This is a genomic window from Methylocystis sp., from assembly GCF_021731785.1.
Lineage (GTDB): Bacteria > Pseudomonadota > Alphaproteobacteria > Rhizobiales > Beijerinckiaceae > Methylocystis.
Genome location: NZ_JAKFWS010000013.1, coordinates 52,688 through 70,106, shown reverse-complemented (window position 1 = coordinate 70,106; position 17,419 = coordinate 52,688). Strand labels below are relative to the sequence as shown.

The following is a 17,419-nucleotide window of genomic DNA, read 5'->3' as shown; positions in this document are numbered from 1 at the left end:
TCGACATCCAATAGGTCTGGAATTCCGGAGCAAACGAATCAAGGCCGGCGCGCCAGCCAAAAATCTGCTCGTAAATCCGGACCACAAGGTAAAAGCCGTTCAAAACGGCCAAGCCGATCCACATGCCCTTAAGGTCTACTACAGCTTCCGTGCCAGCAGCAGCCCGGGCCGCTGTGTCAGTCGTCGAGCTCATACCTTATCTCCTCCTAATGTGCTCCCAGGGAATTGCGCGTGACCGGTATCGCTCCGCCTCCCACAACGGAGCCGCTTCGTCCTCGTTTCTTTCAAGCAAAGCGAAAGCGCGTCTTCTTGCTAAAAACACGCAAACCCGCCCTTGTCTCTCTCGCAGCCTTCCCAGAAATTCCGAAAAAAACCTCGCCCAAAGCGAAGCGCTTCCCCAAATCCCCAGAACCCAGCTGCTTGTTGTTATCGGACGAACACCGACGTCGCCGCCTAAGCCAAAATCATCCGCCCCGCCCATCTTCGAACGGAACCGCAGACCCAGCTCAGCGTGCCGCAACAATTCCAATAACCCCAACGCCACACAATACCCCTTGGTATAGAGCAATACAATCTATCGAATAGCCAATACAACCATATAGGGTAGGTTCATGCCTACCCTAGGGAGGCTTTCCGCGACAGCGTGTCGCGCCGCACCCAATTCATGATATTATTGTAATGATTACAAAATATCTATCCACATCACCTTTGGACGCAAGGGCGAGGCGGATTTTGCTGCATCGCAAGGCGCGACAACCATCAGGGGTGGGCGGCTAACCGTCAGACCACGGACGCACGCCCGTCGCGTCTGCGCCGGCAAGCGCCGCGCGCACCGAGACTCCATCCAATTCGAGGTCCGGCGCGATCTCGGCGAGCGGCGCGAGAACGAAGCCGCGGCGGAACAGCTCCCGATGCGGCAAGGTCAGCTCAGGATCGTCGATCGCGTGGTCGCCGAGGAAGAGAATATCGACGTCGATCAGCCGCGGCCCCCAGCGCCGCGTCGGCGCGCGGCCCATGTCGGCTTCGATCTTTTTGACGGCCGCAAGCAGTTCGTATGGTCTAAGCGCCGTGTCGCCGATGGCGCAGGCGTTGGCGAAATCGCCCTGGTCGAGATCGCCCCAGGGCGGCGTGCGGTAGATTTGCGAAACCGCGTCGAGCCGCGCCAGTCCGCGCGCCTCGATGAGACTCAGCGCTGCGCGAATGTTTTGCGGCTTGTCGCCGAGATTGCTGCCCAGCCCGAATCCCACCCGCATCGTCTCAACCTCCCGGGCGCGCGGAGAGTATGCGCAGCACCTCGAACGCCGCGCGATGCTCGGCCGCGTCATGCACGCGAAACGCCTGCGCGCCGTCGCGCGCGGCGAGCAGATTGGCCGCCAGCGTGCCGACGAGCCGTCCCTCAAGAACGCCGTCGTCGAGGCCCTTGAACAGCGATTTGCGCGAGACGCCGACAAGCAGCGGAAAACCGAGCGCCAGCAACTCCGGGATGGCGCGCAGCGCTTCATAGTTCTGTTCGCGGCTCTTGCCGAAGCCCACTCCCGGATCAAGCAGAATATGCCGCTCAGAAACGCCGGCGCGCCGGGCGATATCGAGCGAGCGGGCAAAGAACCGCTTCATGTCGGCGACAATGTCGAGCCCCGGGTCGGTGGTCTCGCGGTTATGCATGATCACGACGGCCGCGCCGGATTCGGCGATTGTTTGCGCCATCTCGGGATCGCGTTGCAGGCCCCAGACGTCATTGACGAGGCAAACGCCGAGGCCGAGCGCGCGCCGCGCCGTCTCGGCCTTGTAGGTGTCGATCGACACCGGCGCGCCCGCCTCTGCGACGAGGGTCGCGAGCAGCGGCGCGAGCCGCGCCCACTCCTCATCCGCGGTGAGCGGCGTATGGCCGGGACGCGTCGACTCGGCGCCAACGTCGACGATGTCGGCGCCGTCAGCGACGAGCTTTTTCGCTTGCGCCAGCGCCGCCTCGCGGGCGACGAACAGCCCGCCGTCCGAAAAGGAATCCGGCGTGACGTTGACGATCCCCATGATGACCGGGCGCGTCCCGATCAGCGAAAGAAAGCGATCGCGCGCCTTCGCGATCGCCGCAAAATCGAAAGCCAAGCGCCAAGTCCCGTCAGTCGTCGTATTTCACATAGGCGAAGCGCTGGTCGGTCTCGGGCGTGCCTTCGAGCGCGCCGCCGGCCTTGCCAGGACGCCAGGAAACGACTTCCTCGATTTTCCTGGCGAGTTCGAAATCCTTGTCGGTGATCCCTTTCGCGGTATGGGTCTGAAGCTTCACCTCGACCCAGGCGTAAGAGGCGGCGATGTCGGGGTGGTGCCAGGCGGCCTCGGCGAGATGACCGACGGTGTTGACGACCATCAGCGTGCCCTTCCAGCTGTGAGTCTTGAACTTGCGCCTGATCCAACCGTTCTCGTAGCGCCAGTGCGGCAGTTCGCTCTTCAGCCGCGCAGCAATCTCCTCCTCGGAATAGGCGCGCTCCTCCTTGGCCATGACCCTGTCCCTCCTGCACATTGCGACGCAACATTCTTTCGTTGAGACGCGTTATAGCCTAAACCGATCCGAAGTTTCAGTCCCACCAAAGAGGCGCTATGCCGGCTAGTGTGAGCGTCGCGGCGAGCGCGCGGCTGCATTTGGGTTTTCTCGACATGAACGGCGGGCTCGGACGCAAGTTCGGCGGCGTCGGCCTCGCGCTCGACGCGCCGGCGACGCGGCTGGCGCTGACGCACGCCGACAAGAATGCGGTCGAAGGTCCCGAAAGCGCCCGCGCCGCCGCTCTCCTGGAGCGCGCGCAGAAGAGGCTCGGCGTCACGCGCCGACACCGGCTTGCGATCGAGGAAGCGATTCCCGCCCATGCGGGTCTGGGCTCCGGCACCCAGCTTGCGCTCGCGGTGAGCGCGGCGCTGCGCCGTCTCGAAGATTTGCCGTATGACCCGACCGCCGACGCGGCGCTGATGGCGCGCGGCGCGCGCTCGGGACTCGGCGCCGGGCTGTTTCAGTTCGGCGGCGTCGTCGTCGACGGCGGCCGCGGCGCGCACACGTCGACGCCGCCTGTCGTCGCCCGCGCCGAATTTCCCGACGCCTGGCGCGTGCTGCTGATCTGCGATCCCGACGCTGTCGGCCTGCATGGCGCCGATGAGCACGACGCCTTCGCCGAACTGCCGCCGTTTGACGCGGCGACGAGCGGCGAGGTCTGCCGGCTGGTGCTGATGCAGATCCTGCCGGCGCTGGCCGAAGCCGAACTCTCGCCTTTCGGCGCGGCGGTGACGCGCATTCAAGAGCTTGTCGGCGATCATTTCGCGCCGGCGCAGGGCGGGCGCCGCTTCACCAGCGCGAAAGTCGAAGCGACGGTGGCGCGGCTCCTCGCCGATGGCGCGACCGGCGGCGGTCAGACCTCGTGGGGACCGACAGGCTTCGTGTTCGTCGACAGCGACGCGGCGGCGCGGCGCCTCCTCGGGCGCCACGGCGCGCAGGCCCGCCAAGAGGGGCTCGACATCTCGATCCATCGAGGGCTCAACCGCGGCGCGAAGATCGACGCGGTTTACGCGCAGATCGCGTAGAGCGCGCTCTCCGAGAGTTCCCCGACCTACTGGCGCCGCATTTTTATGGCCCCTTCGCGCGATGACCCTTGCGCGCATCGCCCTCGCTCTGATTGTCACCCTGGCCGCACACGCCGCCCTGGCCCAGGAGGCGCCCTCAAGCGGCGGCGAATTCATCGGGCGGCTGTTCGAGGCGACCGGATTTCGCGCCCCGCCTCGGCCGGCGGCCGATTTCGTGCGCGAGTCGCGGCCCGAGCATATGGGCTATCGCCCTTTTGACCCGGCGCCTCAGAAGGACCCCAAACGCAAATCCGCCGCCGACCTGCGCGCCATGGGCGCCGGACTCGAAGCGGCGGCCGCCGAAAACCGGCGCAAGGCGGCGAGCGTCGCGAGACCCGACGCGCCGGCGAAACCCGCCCGCTAAGCGGCGGGTCCGTCTGTAAAGCTCGGGCCCTCTAGGAGATCGCGTTTGCTGCCGGAGGAACGGGGTCGGCGAGTTCGATATATACGCGTCGCCACGGCTGATCGTCGATGAGCCGCCAGCGATGTCCGGTTCCGGTCGTATCGGCGGCGAGCAGAATATCCCCTGGGCGCAAGATAAAGGTCTCGCCGTCGCGCGTCGCGAACTCCAGCGTGCCGGTGAGCGTGATGACGAATTGCGCGCATGGCGCGGTATGCCAGTCGAGCGCGGAGCCGGCCGCGGTCTCCTCGAAGCGCGCCGATTTGACGCGATGCGCCGCCCCGAGCGGAACGTCCACATGTTCGATGTGAGAGCGGCCATCAGCCCCTGTGAAGAGCCGGATGCAGCCGATTACGCCTGGAGCCATTTCGTCACCAATCGCGCCAGCGCGCCGCGGTCCTGCAGCTGCGCCTGCGCGCCGTTCACCGCCGCGCGCAGCGCGTCGTCGCCAAGGCGAACCGCGACGCCCAGCGCTTCCTCGGTGATCCGCTCCTGCACCACACGGAGCCGGGGCCGATGTCTGATCATCCAGCGCATGACCGGCGCAAGCTTCATGACGCCGCCGATTTTGCCAGCGGAGAGATCGTCCAGCATCGCGCCGATGTCGTGATAGGCATAGGTCCGCACCTCGGCGATCCGCCCCTCATCCTTGAGACGATGCGCCACCGGCTCCGATGTGTTGCCCTGCTGCACCCCGAGGATCATCCCACGCAGGTCGTCTATCGAGCGCACATGCGGGGTCGCCTCGATATTGCAGACCAGGCTTTGTCCGGAGCGGACGTAGGGCGCGCAAAACGACGCCAAACGCTCGCGCTCGGGCGTGATCGTCGCGCCCGACGCGACGCAGTCCCACGCGCCCTTGGTCAGGCCCGCGAAGACGCCGTTGAAATCCGCGCCGTTATAGGGAACGAGCCGCCAGTCGAGACCGAGCTCTGCGGCGATCGCCTGCATGAGCTCGACGTCAAAGCCGCGCGCTTCATCGCCGTCGATGAACTCGAACGGGGGATCGGGCAACGCCGAGCCGACCGAGAGGACGCCGGGGATGATTGTGCTGACGCCCATAGAATGACCTGCCCGAGCGGCTCATGTCACGGGTAACAAGCCGACTGTCGCGAGACAAGCCGGCGCCGGCCCGGGGCCGCGACGCCGAAGCGGAGACGGGCGGCAAGGCCTTTGCATCGCGCGACGGACCCTCCGACGACGGGCTTCGCCATGGCCTTTGGACCCGACTCCCTGTTTGACTTCGGACAAACCGATCCCGGCCTCGCCGTGCTGCGCATGGCGGCGCTGCTCGCCGAAATGGACGGCGGTCCGGACGAGGAAACGCTCGATCTGCTCTTCGAACAGGTCGAGGCCGGCCATCTCGTCGACGCCCAGCCGCCACTGATATGGCCGGAGCTGGTTCGCGGGTTGATGAGCCCGGCGCCGTCGAAACTGATCAAGACTTTGCGCGACTGCGGCGCGCTTGTCGAAATCCTCCCCGAAGTCGCGGCGCTCTTTGGCGTGCCGCAGATTTCCGATGGGCAGGATGAAGTCGATCTCGGCGTGCATCTGATGAGATCGCTCGATATGGCGGCGAAACGCGGCGCGCCGTTACCTGTGCGTTTCGCGCTGCTGGCGATGAATGTCGGCAAGTCGGATTCGCCGCGCGAACATCTTCCGGTGCATTACCGACATGTCGAGCGCGGGCGCCCGCGTATTGAGGAGATCTGCGCGCGCTTTCGCGCGCCGGCGGAATGCAGGACTCTCGCGCTGCTGGCGCTTGCCGAATGCGAACGCGTGCATCGCGTCTCGAAAATGCGCGCCGGCCCCGTCGCGATGATGCTCGAACGCTTGGGCGCTTTCGACGCGCCGGAGCGTTTTCGCGAACTGATGATGGTTTGCGCCTGCGATTTCTGCGCCCATGCCGGCCGCGAGGGGCAGACTTACCCCAAGGCGGCGCTGCTGGAGATCGCGCTCAACGCCTGCGCCGAAATTGCGGAGAACGACTCGCTAGAGGCGCGCCAGAGCGCCCGCGCCGAAGCGATCGCGCGGGCTTTTCGTTCGGAGCGGTGGTCGAGCGAGGTGGGGTAGGGAGTTGTGCTTCGCTCCTGAGTGAACGTCCGTATTGCGCCAGGAGCGGTCATTCGCGAGACCCGCATTGTTTCAAGCCCAGGCATTCGCCTATCCGTCGACGTCCGAACCCGAGAAAGAATTGGTCACTGACGACTTTCGAAGAGAAGCCGATGAAGAGAAGCCGATAAGGATCGGCCTCGATGGCCGTCAGTCACGGTGACTACGTGACGTTCCAGATGACGGAGGTGGCGACTCCATGAGGCCTGTTCGCTGATATTCTGCGGACGATCGGCGAGCTACGGCCGCCGCCCTTGGCGTCAATGGCATAGAGCTTCGCATGCGTGAGTTCGCGCCAAGCCGCGCGCCGCCGCCTCCAACCAGCAACTTGTCCCAAACCGCAAAGCCGTTTAGCGTTTATCTCAGCTACGCCTGTTCGGCGCTTTCTGATATAGAACGGGACATTACTCGGCGCATCAGGTCGATCAATATGTGGGATCTATAATGACCGACAATTTGACAACATTAACCAGCTCAGTTCCATATTCGCCGATTATATTAGAAACGACCGCTGGTTCGGTACCTCATATGCTCCGAACGGGGGGTAGTAAAATGGCTAGATGACCTCAGCCTCGACGCGTTCACTCCAATTGTGCTTTATATCATTGCTGTCGCGGTCACCTTTCTGCCACTCGTTATAGTTGCCTGCCCCTGGTTCAGCCGGCTATCGATGACGACCCCATCACCCCCATTTACTTTGCCCTTCTTTTATGATGTCAGCACGATATTCATGTACCTGGTTACGTTTCCAAGTATACTGCTATTGGCGGTATCCGACCAACAGGTGCTTAGTTATTCTCTAAGGCGAACGCAGGTTGACGGCACTGTCAACATTTCCGAAGCGGACGGAACCGTCTTAGCCAAACGTTGGCGTCGTGGCTTTCGCATTATTAATTTAACGGCGCAAACGCTTGGTGTTGCAGCCGGAGTCGCAGTCGTTTATGCCGGCTTCAGGCTGGATATCTCTGAAAACAGCTGGGCCGCATCCGGAGGACACATGTCGGTCGCCGGATATATCCGCTTCTATTGTGATTTTCTATTCTCTGTCGTAGCCGCGGTTTATGTAATCCGCACGGGTGCCATTATAGTCTTGTTGTCTGATATTGTCGCGCACGCAGAACTGGACATGCTGCCACTGCATCCGGACAATGCTGGGGGACTAGAACCAATCGGCCGGCTCGGCCTGCGGAACCAGTATGCGATCACGGTGTCTGGTCTCAATCTCTTGTTGGCTTGTTTTGTTAGTTACAGGTACACAGTTGATAACGCATGGAGCGGATACATCACGGCGGCGGCCATAACTTATTCGATTATCGGCCCTCTGGTTTTCGTGGGTCCCTTGCTACCATTCCGCGAGAGCATGTTGAACAACAAAACCAAACTGATGGATGGGCTCGCGTTACGGATGCGGGTACACTTAGATGATCTACGTTCGCGCTTTCAGTCTGGTACGATCTCCGCGGAAGATGAACAATTGATCGAACGCTTAAGAAAGATCAGCTCAGTGGTATACGATATGCCAGTGTGGCCGTTCGACGCCAATACCCTACGAAAATTTATCGCCGCCTACAGCATACCGTTTCTAACCTCAATCATACCGCTCGCGGCGAAGGTCTTCGACATTCCATTTCTCTAATGCGATCAAAGACGCAGCCGTCTCCTTCCCCCTGGACTAAAGGTCAAGCCTTCGGTAGCGTCCGTGCATTGCAACGTATCGGACTGTGAACTGTTAGCGCAGCAGCCCTACCATAAGGAAGCCTCATATGTGGATGCGAAATTTGCTTGCCGTCATCTCAATTGTTGCAGTGTCGCCGGCCGTGGCCGGTGAAGGAATTCCGGCAGAAGATGCCATTCCAGCAACAGAGGCCCGCCGCTTCCTAGAAGGCAAATGGTGGCAGTTTAGTTGTTATCCTCCTGAAGTAACTGCACTGACTGGCTTAGGTCACGTTAGTTTTGTAAAGGGGAAAAAAGTAAAATAGAGACAAGGAACTTATCGAGTTCAAATTGGTTGGATTGGGGGATCATAAAAGCTTGGGACGCCTACACCGCCCTGGCAGGCTCACCTCCGGTCCGAACTGACTGGATGCCCCCCACGCTTCCTCAAGAATTTAGACCTAAGGCGGTGTGCGGAGGGCTTCCTGGCCTTGGCACGGGATGTTTCATTCTCAAAAGCGATAAGGCGAACCTCTACTACTTTCGGGATGAAGATGGCGACCGACCTGACGAACTGCGTTATTGCACTTTATGGAAGATCAGGGCGCCATCGTGAACCGTTGACAACTGAAGATGCGCATCTCGAGCAAGCGAAGGCCGTGCCGTCACAACGACTGCTTTAGCGGCGTGAGCGAGTGAGCTTACGCGCCGAGATTATCCGCTTCTGCCTGCCTTGGTTCATGCGGCCACGGTTTCCAACGTACTATCAAGTCGAGGATGAACGTCGGCAGGTGGCTTGCTTCGCGCGTCTCGTGCCGCCACCACCACGCGGAACGAAGCTGACCATGCTCGACGCCGGCGGTGTCAAGGCCGAGCGGATCACGACGCCCCGCTCGCTTCCAAACCGATACATCCTGCACCTGCACGGAGGCGCCTATCTGGTCGGCTTTCCAGCGCTGTTTCGCGATTTTACTTGGCGCATCGCGGACGTGACCGGCGCACACGTATTGTGCATCGACTACCGGCTTGCCCCCGAGCATCCGTTTCCTGCGGCAATCGAAGATGTGGTGGCTGCCTATCGATGGCTCATCTCGGAGTTCGCCGAGCCGCGCCATATAGCGTTTATCGGGGATTCCTCCGGAGGCGGGCTTGCACTCGCAAGTATGATGCGTCTGCGCGATGACGGCATGCCCTTGCCCGCCGCCGCCGTCCTGCTCTCGCCGTGGACCGATCTAGCGCTCACAGGCCAATCACTCACGGAATACGGCTCTTCCGATCCGATGGTGCCGGTCGAGTTGATGCCAAAGGCGGTCGAGCTTTATCTCGCCGGTGCTGATCCCCGCTCGCCCTATGCCTCTCCTCTTTACGGCGATCCGGAGGGACTGCCGCCGACTCTCATTTTTGTCGGAAGCGATGAAGCGCTGCGCGATGACGCGGTGCGAATGGCTGAACGCTTGCGAGCAGTCGACAGCGATGTCGAACTCGAAATATGGCCGCACATGTTCCACACTTGGCCCATGTTCGCGCGAATCTTATCAGAAGGGCGCGCAGCGATTGCGCGCATTGGCGCCTTTTTGCAGGCTAGGCTATGCTAGCAGCCGTTACCGGATTGGGGTCGACCACAGTCAATTCCCGAGAGGGTTACTCCGAGACCTTCGCGCCGCGTATCGGGAATGTCCGAGAAGGGTCAGAAGCGGCCATTCGAACTAACCTCGATCGGCGCGGCCTTTATGCCGGCACGAAAAAAAAATCCCAAGTTACGCATCATCGAAGAATGCGATGACCCCGCAGAATAAAAAACGTGATGCAGCCACCTCGCCGCAGCGCCGCGCTCAAATTCGCGCGGCGCTTATGGTCTCATGACAGCGACGGCGTCGCTTGTCGCTTACAGAAACGATCCGATGAAGGCGCCGCCAATTCCCGCCAGCACAGCCGTGGCGAGAATCCCCGGGAGCCCAAACAGCACGCCGCCTAGTCCAGCGCCGATGGCGGCTCCAACGATCGCGCCGACAGCCGCCATTGTCATGTGTTCCTTGGCAGATATCATCGTCTCCTCCATGCGTCTCATTCATGGCCTGCGCGCCTCGTTGATAGAGGCGTAACATGGAGTTAGAGCCTCCTTTACGGGGGGCAAGGGCTCTACCTTTTTTGCCCGCCGGCCATCAAAATCTCACAGCCTCCCCTCATCGGTCAGCGACATGACGTCGGCGACGATTCCGCGCTTGACGAGGCAGCGCCAGGGCGCGCGACTGGGGCCGACGCCGATCGTCACGCTATTATTCGCTTCCGACGTTTCGACGCTGAGCACGAAGACCTTCGGATTGTTCGTTTGCCGCTTTACCGCCAGCAGGCAGGCCCGCTTGTCGCCGCGCAGCCCGCCCGTATCGCCGCGTAGCCCGCCGCCAGCTGGCTTGGCGGCGCCCCCTGCCCCTGCCCCGGCGCGCTGATCCTCGGCGGCGCGACAGCCGTTCTTATAGGATACGCCATGCTGGTTTTCGTCCCAGCGGCCCGCCTTGCAATCGGCGTAGCCGCGCTTGTATTCCCGCTGCGACGCGGTCGAGGCCGACGCGTCGGCGGCGGCGATCGCCAGGGCGATGACGGCGGCTCCGGCGACGATGTTCTTTTTCATTTGCGCGTCTCCCAGCGAAAAGAAGTATCCGAATGCTAACGCCGGCGCCGCAAGCGCCTCAGTGAGTTCCGTAACTCGACATGCAGCGCTTCCCCAGCAAACGCATCGTTTCGAATTGCTCGGCCGGTCGTCTTCGGTCGACGTTACGGCGATCTTTGTCATCTTCAAATTGTGCTCGCATGGATCAAATCGCCAGATTGATCCTCTGCGCTGAGCGACGCGCGACTGGGGCGTTAGAAACAACCGCAATTAGTTTTCGGCACAAAGCCGAGCGTTGAAATGCCTTTTGCAGCGCCACCTTGTATTAGGAGGTCGCGCTACTTATGTTACTACTATCGATTTCCGTCGAACGACCTTGCCCGAGAGCGCTAAAGCAGCGCTTGGCGCGACTTCCTCTACAGAACGTCGATCGACACTGCGCTGCATTCGCGAGCGCGACGAAATTTCTTGAAGGACAAATCATGCAGATTGACACCGTAGGGCTGCCTGTTGCGCCTGAAGAACTTGGATTTTTTCGGCTAAGGACAGTCGCTCCCATCTTAGCAATCCTTCTGATCGCCGCTGCTATGACTGCCGCCATCACGGCGTTTGTCGGCGCTCAATTGGCGACTGTCGCCTAACGAGACTCGACAATCCGCTTCCGCAAAGGCTGCCGGAAGTTTCTTATAAATCATTCGGAGGATAACATGCTCAAACTCTCACTACGAAGCGTCGCAATTCTCTTCGCGCTGAGCGCGCCGGCCTTAGCGGCGAGCCAAAACTGGAATGTCACTGAGGAAAGCCCTGCAGGCGTCAAAAGCTCCCAAGGCATTTGGACAGTGCGGATCGACAATAACAAGATATCGGGCGACGCGAATATGCAGCGCGATAACGGCGCCGTCCTTACATATGCCCTTGATGGCTCAGTTCACGACTCTGTTTACACCGTGAATACGGTCAACCGAAGCGACGGGAAAAAGGACTGCGTTTGGTCTGGCCACAGCCCGACACATGACGATCAAAGGTCTCGCGGACTGATTGGCGAAGTCCTCTGTGACGGCAAGACCGCCTTTACGATCAGGGCCGGATTCTGAGCTGCTAATAAGAGAGGGTTTGGGCCGCTCTTTTGGCGCAAGCCTTGACGATGATCATCCGCATACGCCTCGCGCTTGCGCGCTTAGCGGGAGCGCCTTTCATGGCGCTCCAACTAAAATCCGCAGTCACACCTACGCTTAGCGGCGAGAGCGCTGCAGACAAGGCTGCGCTTCAGTCAAACCACAAGCTGCGCCGAATAGAGAGCACAAGCTGTGAGAGGATCCACCATGGCCAAAGCTGAACTCGGCGCAAAGCGCCGATGCTTGCAATGTGAGACGCTCTTTTTTGATCTCAATCGGGCGCCTCCCGCCTGTCCCAAATGCCAGGCTGTCTTCGTCGTCATCGAGCTCCCGCGTTCGCCTCCAAGGGCGGCGCGTGGCTGGAACGCTTTCAAGAGGCCAGCCCCGGTAGCCGCCAACGTAGCCGATCTCAGCCACCCGGTGCGCGAGGAGCCAAAGGATGATGTCGTTCCGACAAATGAAGAGGAAAACGACGGCGTCGTTCCGGCCGATGAAGGGGAGAACGATGGCATCCTGCCCGCCAATGAGGATGAGATTACAGAACTTGCTTGATAGCCACACCCATACCGAGAAGCGCGATGAGTCGTTGTCTTGTCCCTCCCTTCGTCACTGAATTCAAAAGTTGTTCATCCAGATCTTCCGCGCCTCGTCCATCGAGAGGCGGCGCGACCGGCGACGAAGCCAAACGGTCCTTTTTGGACGGCGGAAAGCGCTTCGAGGACCGCAGCCGCGCGCACAGCTCAATTCAGAAGCGATGGGTTCTCAAGACAGAACTCAATGGAACGGCGTCTGCATAAGGCGGCGCGTAAAAATGCTCTCGCTGCGACGCGGTCCAGCGGACGCGCCGGCGGCGGCGATCATCAGCGCAATGAGAGCGGCTCCGCGACAATGTGATGTTTCAAATCTGCTGCTCCGAAAAATTTGAACGATCCAAATGGCAACTCCGGCGCCGCCGAGCGTCCAAGTATTTCCGTAACTCAAGCGTGCGGCGTCCCCGCGAGCGCGTCCTTTCGAATCGCCTTGGTCGCTTGTCGCGCTGTGCCCCGCCGCACTTTGCCAGCTTAAGCGTTCGTGCTACCCGCGGTTCGTTACTCGTGGACCTTGGGGGGCCATGTCATGACCATTATTGCAGCGAATCGCCGCGGATTTCTTTGCGCCATGCTCGGGGCGGGCGCCGTCGTCATCGGCCGGCGCGCCTATGGCGCCGAGACGATGGCGGACGTGAGCCGGCTCAAGCCGGGCGAGTTCATCTGGCGTCCCGAACTCGCCGCAAAGGGACCGGTCTCCGTCGTGGTGTCGATCCCCCAGCAGCGCGTGCATGTCTATCGCAATGGCGTGCGCATCGCCGCGTCCACCTGCTCGACCGGCAAGCCCGGACATTCGACGCCGACGGGCGTCTTCGTCGTGCTGGAGAAAGACAGGAATCATCACTCGTCGCTTTACGACGACGCGCCGATGCCCAACATGAACCGCCTCACCTGGTCGGGCGTCGCGCTGCACGCCGGCAATCTGCCCGGTTATCCGGCGTCGCATGGTTGCGTGCGCCTGCCGGCGAAGTTCTCCGAATTGCTGTTCGGCGTCACCCATATCGGCACGCCGGTCATCATCGCCGGCGCGCATACCGACCCCTGGGAATTGACCCATCCGGGCATGGTGCTGAGCGGCTATGCGGAACAAGAGTTCGAGCAGGTGCTCTCGGGACTCGAAGGCAAGAAGCATCCTTCCGACTGGACGGAGTCGGAGCATTATCCCGTCACCAGCGTCGTGGCATCGTCCGCCGATCATGTGATCGAGCTGATCGAGAACGATCATGTGATCGCGAGATCGACGCTTGGCCTCGAGGGCGGCGACAAGCTCGGCTCGCATGTCTTTGTGCTGAACGGCGCCGACCAGGATTCGCGCGGCATGCATTGGAGCGCGATCACGCACCATCAGGGGGATGCGGCGATCGCGCCGGACGCCAACGTGATTCAGCGCATTCGCGCCGAGCCGTCCTTCATCTCGGCCATGCAGGCGCGCATGCATCCCGGCATGACCATGGTGCTGACCGACGCGCCGCTGTCGCCCGACAGCCGCTCCGGCAAGGATTTCGTCATCGTCACCAATGATTGATCCGCGCCACGCTTGAGGCGGCGGCGCGCCGCCGCCCCCTCTTCCGCCTGCGACGGCCTGTCCAGGGAGAGGCGCGGCGAGGGGAGTGAGCATGATGCGCCAAGTCGCGCTCAAGGCCGTCCCACCGGGCACGCCCTTTCTCTTTCGCCTTGCGAAGGCGGCTCAAAAGGGCCATCTTTGGACGCGACTTTGAATTTTCGGCCGCTATCCCTCCTGGGAGGCGGCCTATTCGCGCGATCGTCGCCTTTTAGGGAAGCGCCAGTGCCCCATTCTGCCTTGTCGTCAGCGTCCTCCGCCAGCCGCGCGAGACGCGCTCTGGCGCGCCTGTCATGCGCTCTGGTTGCCGGAACCGGCGCCTTCGCGCTCTCCTGCGACAGCAGCCTCGCGGCGCGTGAAAACATTGTCATCGCCCGGCCCTTTGAGGTCGGCTCCAGCCTCTCGGGCAATTATCTCGCGGCGATCGTCGCCGGCGCGCAGCGCGACACGCTCGCCGCTTCGACGTTTTTCCGAGAAGCGTTGCGCGACGATCCCAAAAACGCCGATCTCGCCGACCGCGCCTTCGTCGCAGCGCTCGCCAACGGCAATATGGCGGAGGCGCTCTCGCTGACCGGCCGCGTGATCGCGCATGACCGCGCCAACGGCCTCGCGCATCTCTCGCGCGGCGTTGATCAAATCAATAATCGCAAATATGCCGCCGCGCGCGCCGAACTTTTGAAAGGCGGCGGCGACCGCCGCCGCGACATCACCTCGACGCTGCTCACGGCTTGGAGCTACGCCGGCGCCAAGGACACGCGTCGCGCGCTGTCGACGCTCGATACGCTCACCGACGACGCCTTTCTGGTGTTCCGCGACTATCATGCGGGACTGATCGCCGATCTCGGCGGCGACAAGGCCGAGGCTGAAAAGCGCTTCAAATCGGCCTATAGCGCCGAGAAGAACACGCTGCGGCTCGTCGATGCTTATGCGCGCTTTCTCGCGACGCACGGACAGCGCGACGAAGCCAAGAAGCTCTACCTCGCCTTTGACGAGGTCGCACCCAATCATCCGATCGTCATCGCGAGCCTTGCGGCGCTCGGCGAGGGCAAGCCGCTGCCGCCTTTGGTGCGCAGCGCCAACGAAGGCGCCGGCGAAGTGCTTTACGGGCTCGGGGCCGTCGGCGGGCGTCAAGGCGACGAACTCGCGTCGCTGATCTACCTGCGCCTGTCGCTCTATCTTGCGCCGGAAAATGCGCTCGCGCTCGTCACGCTTGGCGACATCTATGAGCGGATGAAGCAGGAAGAGGCCGCGATCGATCTTTATCAGAGCGTGGCGAAGGACGATCCGCTGCGAGTCAACGCCGACGTGCAGGCGGCGCTGCTTCTCGAAACTCTCGGGAAATCGAAGGAAGCGAACGAAGCTCTATCCGCCATCGTCGCCGCCAATCCGCAAAATCAGGAAGCTCTGACCGCGCTCGGCAATCTTCAGCGTTCCCGCAAGGCTTTCGCCGACGCTGCAGCGACCTATACGCGCGTGCTGGATCTGCGCACGCAGTCCGACAAGAGCCAGTGGCTGCTCTACTATTATCGCGGCATCGCCAATGAACGGCGCAAGGATTGGCCGGCGGCCGAAGCCGATCTCAAGAAGGCCTTGGAGCTCAATCCCGATCAGCCGCTGGTGTTGAACTATCTCGGCTACTCATGGGTCGATAAAGGCGCCAATCTCGACGAGGCCTTCAAGATGTTGCGCCGCGCCGTCGATCTGCGGCAACGCGACGGCTATGTCGTCGACAGTCTGGGCTGGGCCTATTACCGCCTGGGGCGTTATGACGACGCCGTGCGCGAATTGGAGAAGGCGATCGACCTGAAGCCGTCCGATCCCGTGATCAACGATCATCTCGGCGACGCCTATTGGCGCGTCGGCCGCAAGCTCGAAGCGCATTTCCAGTGGAACCATGCGCGCGATCTCAATCCGGATCCCGACGACCTGCCGAAGATTCTCAATAAGATCAAGAACGGCTTGGCGGAGAAGCCTGAGATCGCCGGCAACAACGGCAAGACGGGCGGCTAGACCGCGCCGCCTTTCGCCGCCGTCGTTCAACAGCTCTGACTGGCTCGCCCTAATGCGGCATGTCAGGCGCGCGATTCCACCAGCCGCCGCCGAGCGCCATGAACAGCGCCGCCGTATCGGCGAGTCGCGTGGCTTCGGCCTGCACCCGCATGAGCGACGCCGAGAAATAGATGCGCTGGGCGGTAAATACGGCGATCTGAGATACTTGGCCATATTTCAATTGCATGCGCACGATATCGAGGCTGCGTTTCGCGGCGTCTTCGCTCTTGCGCGCGGTTTCGACCGCCCTTGCGTCCGACTGCAAGGAACGCAGCGCATCGGTCACGTTCTGAAATGCGTTGATCACCGTGCTGCGGTACTGAGCATCGGCCTGCTCCAGGGCGGCGACGGCTGAACGCTCCTTGTTCAGAAGCGTCATGCCGTCGAAAAGCGGCTGGGCCGCATTCGCGGCCAATGTATAGAACCCCGTGCCCGGCGCGAAGAGCTGCGCGACATGAAAAGCGCTCGCGCCGAGATTGGCGGAGAGCGTGATGTTGGGCAACCGAGAGGCGCGCGCGACGCCGACCGCCGCGGTCGCGGCATGAAGATTGGCTTCGGCGGCGCGGATGTCCGGACGCTGCTCGACCAGCATCGAGGGCACGCTGACCGGAACCGTCACGGGCAGCTTCAGCCGCGCGAGGATGAATTTCTGCTCGATTTCATCAAAGGAGAAGCGGCCAGCCAGGGCGGTGAGGAGGTCGCGCTGGAGCGCGAGCTGCTTTTCCAGCGGCGGCAGCGCCTGCTCGGCCTGCGCGAGCGCCGCCTCCTGCGCGACGACATCGGCCTTGGCGATGGAGCCGAAGGAATATTGTCGATTGAGGATTCCGAGCGAGTCCTTGAGAATCGCGATGATGTTCTTCGTCGCCGCGATCTGACCCCGGATCGACGCCTCTTGAATGGCCGCGTGACCTTGCTGTTGTCGCCGATCACGTCGAGCCGGGCTTCGGCGCGCTTCAGTTCCGAAGTCGCCTGCAGATAGTCGTTCTGCGCTTGCTCCAATTCTCTCAGCGCAAGGCCGCCCGCCTTGTTCAATCCGGTGGCCCGATCCAGGGAGCTCTTGGTCAGTTTTGCCGAGGCGCGGGCCTTTTCCGCGGCGGCCACGGCCTGCGCCAGATCGCCCGAATCAATGGTCGCCAGGGGCTGGCCCCTCTTGACATTGTCGCCAAGCTCGACGTCGAGTTCGCTGACGCGTCCGTTGACCGGCGCCAACACTCTCACCGTCCGGGCTGGATCGGCTTCGACCGCGCCCGGCACGACCCGACTGAGGCTGAGATTGCGAGTTTCGACCGGCGCGACGACGATATGCGCGCGATAGGGCGAGCCATCGGGAATGAATATCGTTTTTCCCTTGCGCACGAGCGGCGGGAGGCGCCGGCCATCCGACGCCTTTCCCATCTCCTCGCGGGAAAGACTCCCGTCGGGACTCATTCGATAAAACAGGGCGCCGATCAGCGCCAATGCGCCAAACGCCGATGCCGCAATGAGCATTTGGCGTCGGCTTAATGAGATGCGGCTTGCGAGATCCAACGCCTGTTTCACTTCCCGATCGCCGCCGAGCCGACCGACTCCGGATAGCCATGCTTTCTGTCATGAGCGCCAGAACATGCTCAAGACATTCTTCTAACGACTGTGAACTGCGACTGAACAGTGACAGTGAACGCGTATAACGTTGCTGTGAACAAAATATTTCTGGATCATTGCTATACGCGCCGCGCAATACTGATTGCTGGCGTC

18 protein-coding genes and 2 pseudogenes are annotated in these 17,419 nt (G+C 61.8%); 10 read left to right on the top strand and 10 right to left on the bottom strand.

The window, feature by feature from the left end:
- The 4 genes from QZ964_RS03085 to QZ964_RS03070 form a co-directional block, all read right to left on the bottom strand.
- The coding region (locus QZ964_RS03085; protein WP_292528692.1) for a methane monooxygenase/ammonia monooxygenase subunit C at nucleotides 1-193 on the bottom strand (193 nt) is incomplete at its 3' end.
- A gap of 580 nt (nucleotides 194-773) precedes the next feature.
- A complete protein-coding gene (gene folK / locus QZ964_RS03080; protein WP_292528691.1) occupies nucleotides 774-1,253 on the bottom strand; it encodes a 2-amino-4-hydroxy-6-hydroxymethyldihydropteridine diphosphokinase in 480 nt (159 codons plus the stop codon).
- Between the two features lie 4 nt (nucleotides 1,254-1,257).
- The gene (folP, locus tag QZ964_RS03075) at nucleotides 1,258-2,103 is read right to left on the bottom strand and encodes a dihydropteroate synthase (protein ID WP_292528690.1); all 846 of its coding nucleotides are present in this window, start codon (nucleotides 2,101-2,103) and stop codon (nucleotides 1,258-1,260) included.
- 13 nt (nucleotides 2,104-2,116) lie between these two features.
- A complete protein-coding gene (locus tag QZ964_RS03070; RefSeq protein WP_292528689.1) occupies nucleotides 2,117-2,494 on the bottom strand; it encodes a 4a-hydroxytetrahydrobiopterin dehydratase in 378 nt (125 codons plus the stop codon).
- A gap of 98 nt (nucleotides 2,495-2,592) precedes the next feature.
- Between QZ964_RS03070 and QZ964_RS03065 the strand changes: the two genes are divergently transcribed.
- The gene (locus QZ964_RS03065; RefSeq protein ID WP_292528687.1) at nucleotides 2,593-3,561 is read left to right on the top strand and encodes a beta-ribofuranosylaminobenzene 5'-phosphate synthase family protein; all 969 of its coding nucleotides are present in this window, start codon (nucleotides 2,593-2,595) and stop codon (nucleotides 3,559-3,561) included.
- Nucleotides 3,562-3,622: 61 nt separating this feature from the next.
- Nucleotides 3,623-3,964 carry a hypothetical protein gene (locus QZ964_RS03060; RefSeq protein ID WP_292528685.1) on the top strand — a complete coding sequence of 114 codons (342 nt, stop codon included), beginning with the start codon at nucleotides 3,623-3,625 and terminating at the stop codon, nucleotides 3,962-3,964.
- 31 nt (nucleotides 3,965-3,995) lie between these two features.
- Here QZ964_RS03060 and QZ964_RS03055 read toward each other — a convergent pair whose 3' ends face one another.
- Together QZ964_RS03055 and QZ964_RS03050 are read right to left on the bottom strand one after the other, a co-directional pair.
- Nucleotides 3,996-4,367 carry a cupin domain-containing protein gene (locus QZ964_RS03055; protein WP_292528683.1) on the bottom strand — a complete coding sequence of 124 codons (372 nt, stop codon included), beginning with the start codon at nucleotides 4,365-4,367 and terminating at the stop codon, nucleotides 3,996-3,998.
- Nucleotides 4,352-5,062: an ABC transporter substrate-binding protein gene (locus tag QZ964_RS03050; RefSeq protein WP_292528681.1), complete on the bottom strand. Its 711-nt coding sequence runs from the start codon at nucleotides 5,060-5,062 to the stop codon at nucleotides 4,352-4,354. Before QZ964_RS03050 ends, QZ964_RS03055 begins: the two co-directional genes overlap by 16 nt.
- Nucleotides 5,063-5,173: 111 nt before the next feature.
- Between QZ964_RS03050 and QZ964_RS03045 the strand changes: the two genes are divergently transcribed.
- The 4 genes from QZ964_RS03045 (at nucleotide 5,174) to QZ964_RS03030 (ending at nucleotide 9,360) form a co-directional block, all read left to right on the top strand.
- Nucleotides 5,174-6,073: a tRNA nucleotidyltransferase gene (locus QZ964_RS03045; protein ID WP_292528680.1), complete on the top strand. Its 900-nt coding sequence runs from the start codon at nucleotides 5,174-5,176 to the stop codon at nucleotides 6,071-6,073.
- A gap of 769 nt (nucleotides 6,074-6,842) precedes the next feature.
- Nucleotides 6,843-7,748: a hypothetical protein gene (locus tag QZ964_RS03040; protein ID WP_292528678.1), complete on the top strand. Its 906-nt coding sequence runs from the start codon at nucleotides 6,843-6,845 to the stop codon at nucleotides 7,746-7,748.
- A 127-nt stretch (nucleotides 7,749-7,875) separates the two neighbouring features.
- Nucleotides 7,876-8,091 carry a hypothetical protein gene (locus QZ964_RS03035; protein WP_292528676.1) on the top strand — a complete coding sequence of 72 codons (216 nt, stop codon included), beginning with the start codon at nucleotides 7,876-7,878 and terminating at the stop codon, nucleotides 8,089-8,091.
- A gap of 369 nt (nucleotides 8,092-8,460) precedes the next feature.
- Nucleotides 8,461-9,360 (top strand): alpha/beta hydrolase, encoded by a 900-nt coding sequence (locus QZ964_RS03030; protein ID WP_292528674.1) that lies wholly within the window; start codon nucleotides 8,461-8,463, stop codon nucleotides 9,358-9,360.
- A 290-nt stretch (nucleotides 9,361-9,650) separates the two neighbouring features.
- Here the strand turns inward: QZ964_RS03030 and QZ964_RS03025 are convergent, their stop codons facing one another.
- Both QZ964_RS03025 and QZ964_RS03020 read right to left on the bottom strand, forming a co-directional pair.
- On the bottom strand, nucleotides 9,651-9,812 hold the full coding sequence (locus QZ964_RS03025; protein WP_292528673.1) for a hypothetical protein: 162 nt from the start codon (nucleotides 9,810-9,812) through the stop codon (nucleotides 9,651-9,653).
- Between the two features lie 123 nt (nucleotides 9,813-9,935).
- The gene (locus tag QZ964_RS03020; protein ID WP_292528672.1) at nucleotides 9,936-10,394 is read right to left on the bottom strand and encodes a hypothetical protein; all 459 of its coding nucleotides are present in this window, start codon (nucleotides 10,392-10,394) and stop codon (nucleotides 9,936-9,938) included.
- Nucleotides 10,395-11,080: 686 nt separating this feature from the next.
- Here QZ964_RS03020 and QZ964_RS03015 point away from each other — a divergent pair.
- From QZ964_RS03015 to QZ964_RS03000, 4 genes are all read left to right on the top strand, one after another.
- On the top strand, nucleotides 11,081-11,467 hold the full coding sequence (locus tag QZ964_RS03015) for a hypothetical protein (protein ID WP_292528670.1): 387 nt from the start codon (nucleotides 11,081-11,083) through the stop codon (nucleotides 11,465-11,467).
- 228 nt (nucleotides 11,468-11,695) lie between these two features.
- Nucleotides 11,696-12,040 carry a TIGR02300 family protein gene (locus QZ964_RS03010; protein WP_292528669.1) on the top strand — a complete coding sequence of 115 codons (345 nt, stop codon included), beginning with the start codon at nucleotides 11,696-11,698 and terminating at the stop codon, nucleotides 12,038-12,040.
- Nucleotides 12,041-12,604: 564 nt separating this feature from the next.
- Nucleotides 12,605-13,600 (top strand): L,D-transpeptidase, encoded by a 996-nt coding sequence (locus QZ964_RS03005; RefSeq protein ID WP_292528667.1) that lies wholly within the window; start codon nucleotides 12,605-12,607, stop codon nucleotides 13,598-13,600.
- A 336-nt stretch (nucleotides 13,601-13,936) separates the two neighbouring features.
- Entirely contained in the window at nucleotides 13,937-15,646 is a 1,710-nt protein-coding gene (locus tag QZ964_RS03000) for a tetratricopeptide repeat protein (RefSeq protein WP_292528695.1), read from the top strand.
- 49 nt (nucleotides 15,647-15,695) lie between these two features.
- On the opposite strand, the pseudogene QZ964_RS02995 reads toward QZ964_RS03000, so the two are convergent.
- Nucleotides 15,696-16,589: pseudogene (locus QZ964_RS02995) on the bottom strand (efflux transporter outer membrane subunit); the annotation flags it as partial.
- A 26-nt stretch (nucleotides 16,590-16,615) separates the two neighbouring features.
- A pseudogene (locus QZ964_RS02990) lies at nucleotides 16,616-17,080 on the bottom strand (efflux RND transporter periplasmic adaptor subunit); the annotation flags it as partial.
- Between the last annotated feature and the right edge of the window lie 339 nt (nucleotides 17,081-17,419).

What these genes read in the sequence shown, in the direction of transcription:
- folK (WP_292528691.1), bottom strand. Translation starts at nt 1,253, where the DNA reads ATGCGGGTGGGATTCGGGCTGGGCAGCAATCTCGGCGACAAGCCGCAA.
- QZ964_RS03070 (WP_292528689.1), bottom strand. Translation starts at nt 2,494, where the DNA reads ATGGCCAAGGAGGAGCGCGCCTATTCCGAGGAGGAGATTGCTGCGCGG.
- QZ964_RS03065 (WP_292528687.1), top strand. Translation starts at nt 2,593, where the DNA reads ATGCCGGCTAGTGTGAGCGTCGCGGCGAGCGCGCGGCTGCATTTGGGT.
- QZ964_RS03060 (WP_292528685.1), top strand. Translation starts at nt 3,623, where the DNA reads ATGACCCTTGCGCGCATCGCCCTCGCTCTGATTGTCACCCTGGCCGCA.
- QZ964_RS03055 (WP_292528683.1), bottom strand. Translation starts at nt 4,367, where the DNA reads ATGGCTCCAGGCGTAATCGGCTGCATCCGGCTCTTCACAGGGGCTGAT.
- QZ964_RS03050 (WP_292528681.1), bottom strand. Translation starts at nt 5,062, where the DNA reads ATGGGCGTCAGCACAATCATCCCCGGCGTCCTCTCGGTCGGCTCGGCG.
- QZ964_RS03040 (WP_292528678.1), top strand. Translation starts at nt 6,843, where the DNA reads ATGTACCTGGTTACGTTTCCAAGTATACTGCTATTGGCGGTATCCGAC.
- QZ964_RS03035 (WP_292528676.1), top strand. Translation starts at nt 7,876, where the DNA reads ATGTGGATGCGAAATTTGCTTGCCGTCATCTCAATTGTTGCAGTGTCG.
- QZ964_RS03025 (WP_292528673.1), bottom strand. Translation starts at nt 9,812, where the DNA reads ATGATATCTGCCAAGGAACACATGACAATGGCGGCTGTCGGCGCGATC.
- QZ964_RS03020 (WP_292528672.1), bottom strand. Translation starts at nt 10,394, where the DNA reads ATGAAAAAGAACATCGTCGCCGGAGCCGCCGTCATCGCCCTGGCGATC.
- QZ964_RS03015 (WP_292528670.1), top strand. Translation starts at nt 11,081, where the DNA reads ATGCTCAAACTCTCACTACGAAGCGTCGCAATTCTCTTCGCGCTGAGC.
- QZ964_RS03010 (WP_292528669.1), top strand. Translation starts at nt 11,696, where the DNA reads ATGGCCAAAGCTGAACTCGGCGCAAAGCGCCGATGCTTGCAATGTGAG.
- QZ964_RS03005 (WP_292528667.1), top strand. Translation starts at nt 12,605, where the DNA reads ATGACCATTATTGCAGCGAATCGCCGCGGATTTCTTTGCGCCATGCTC.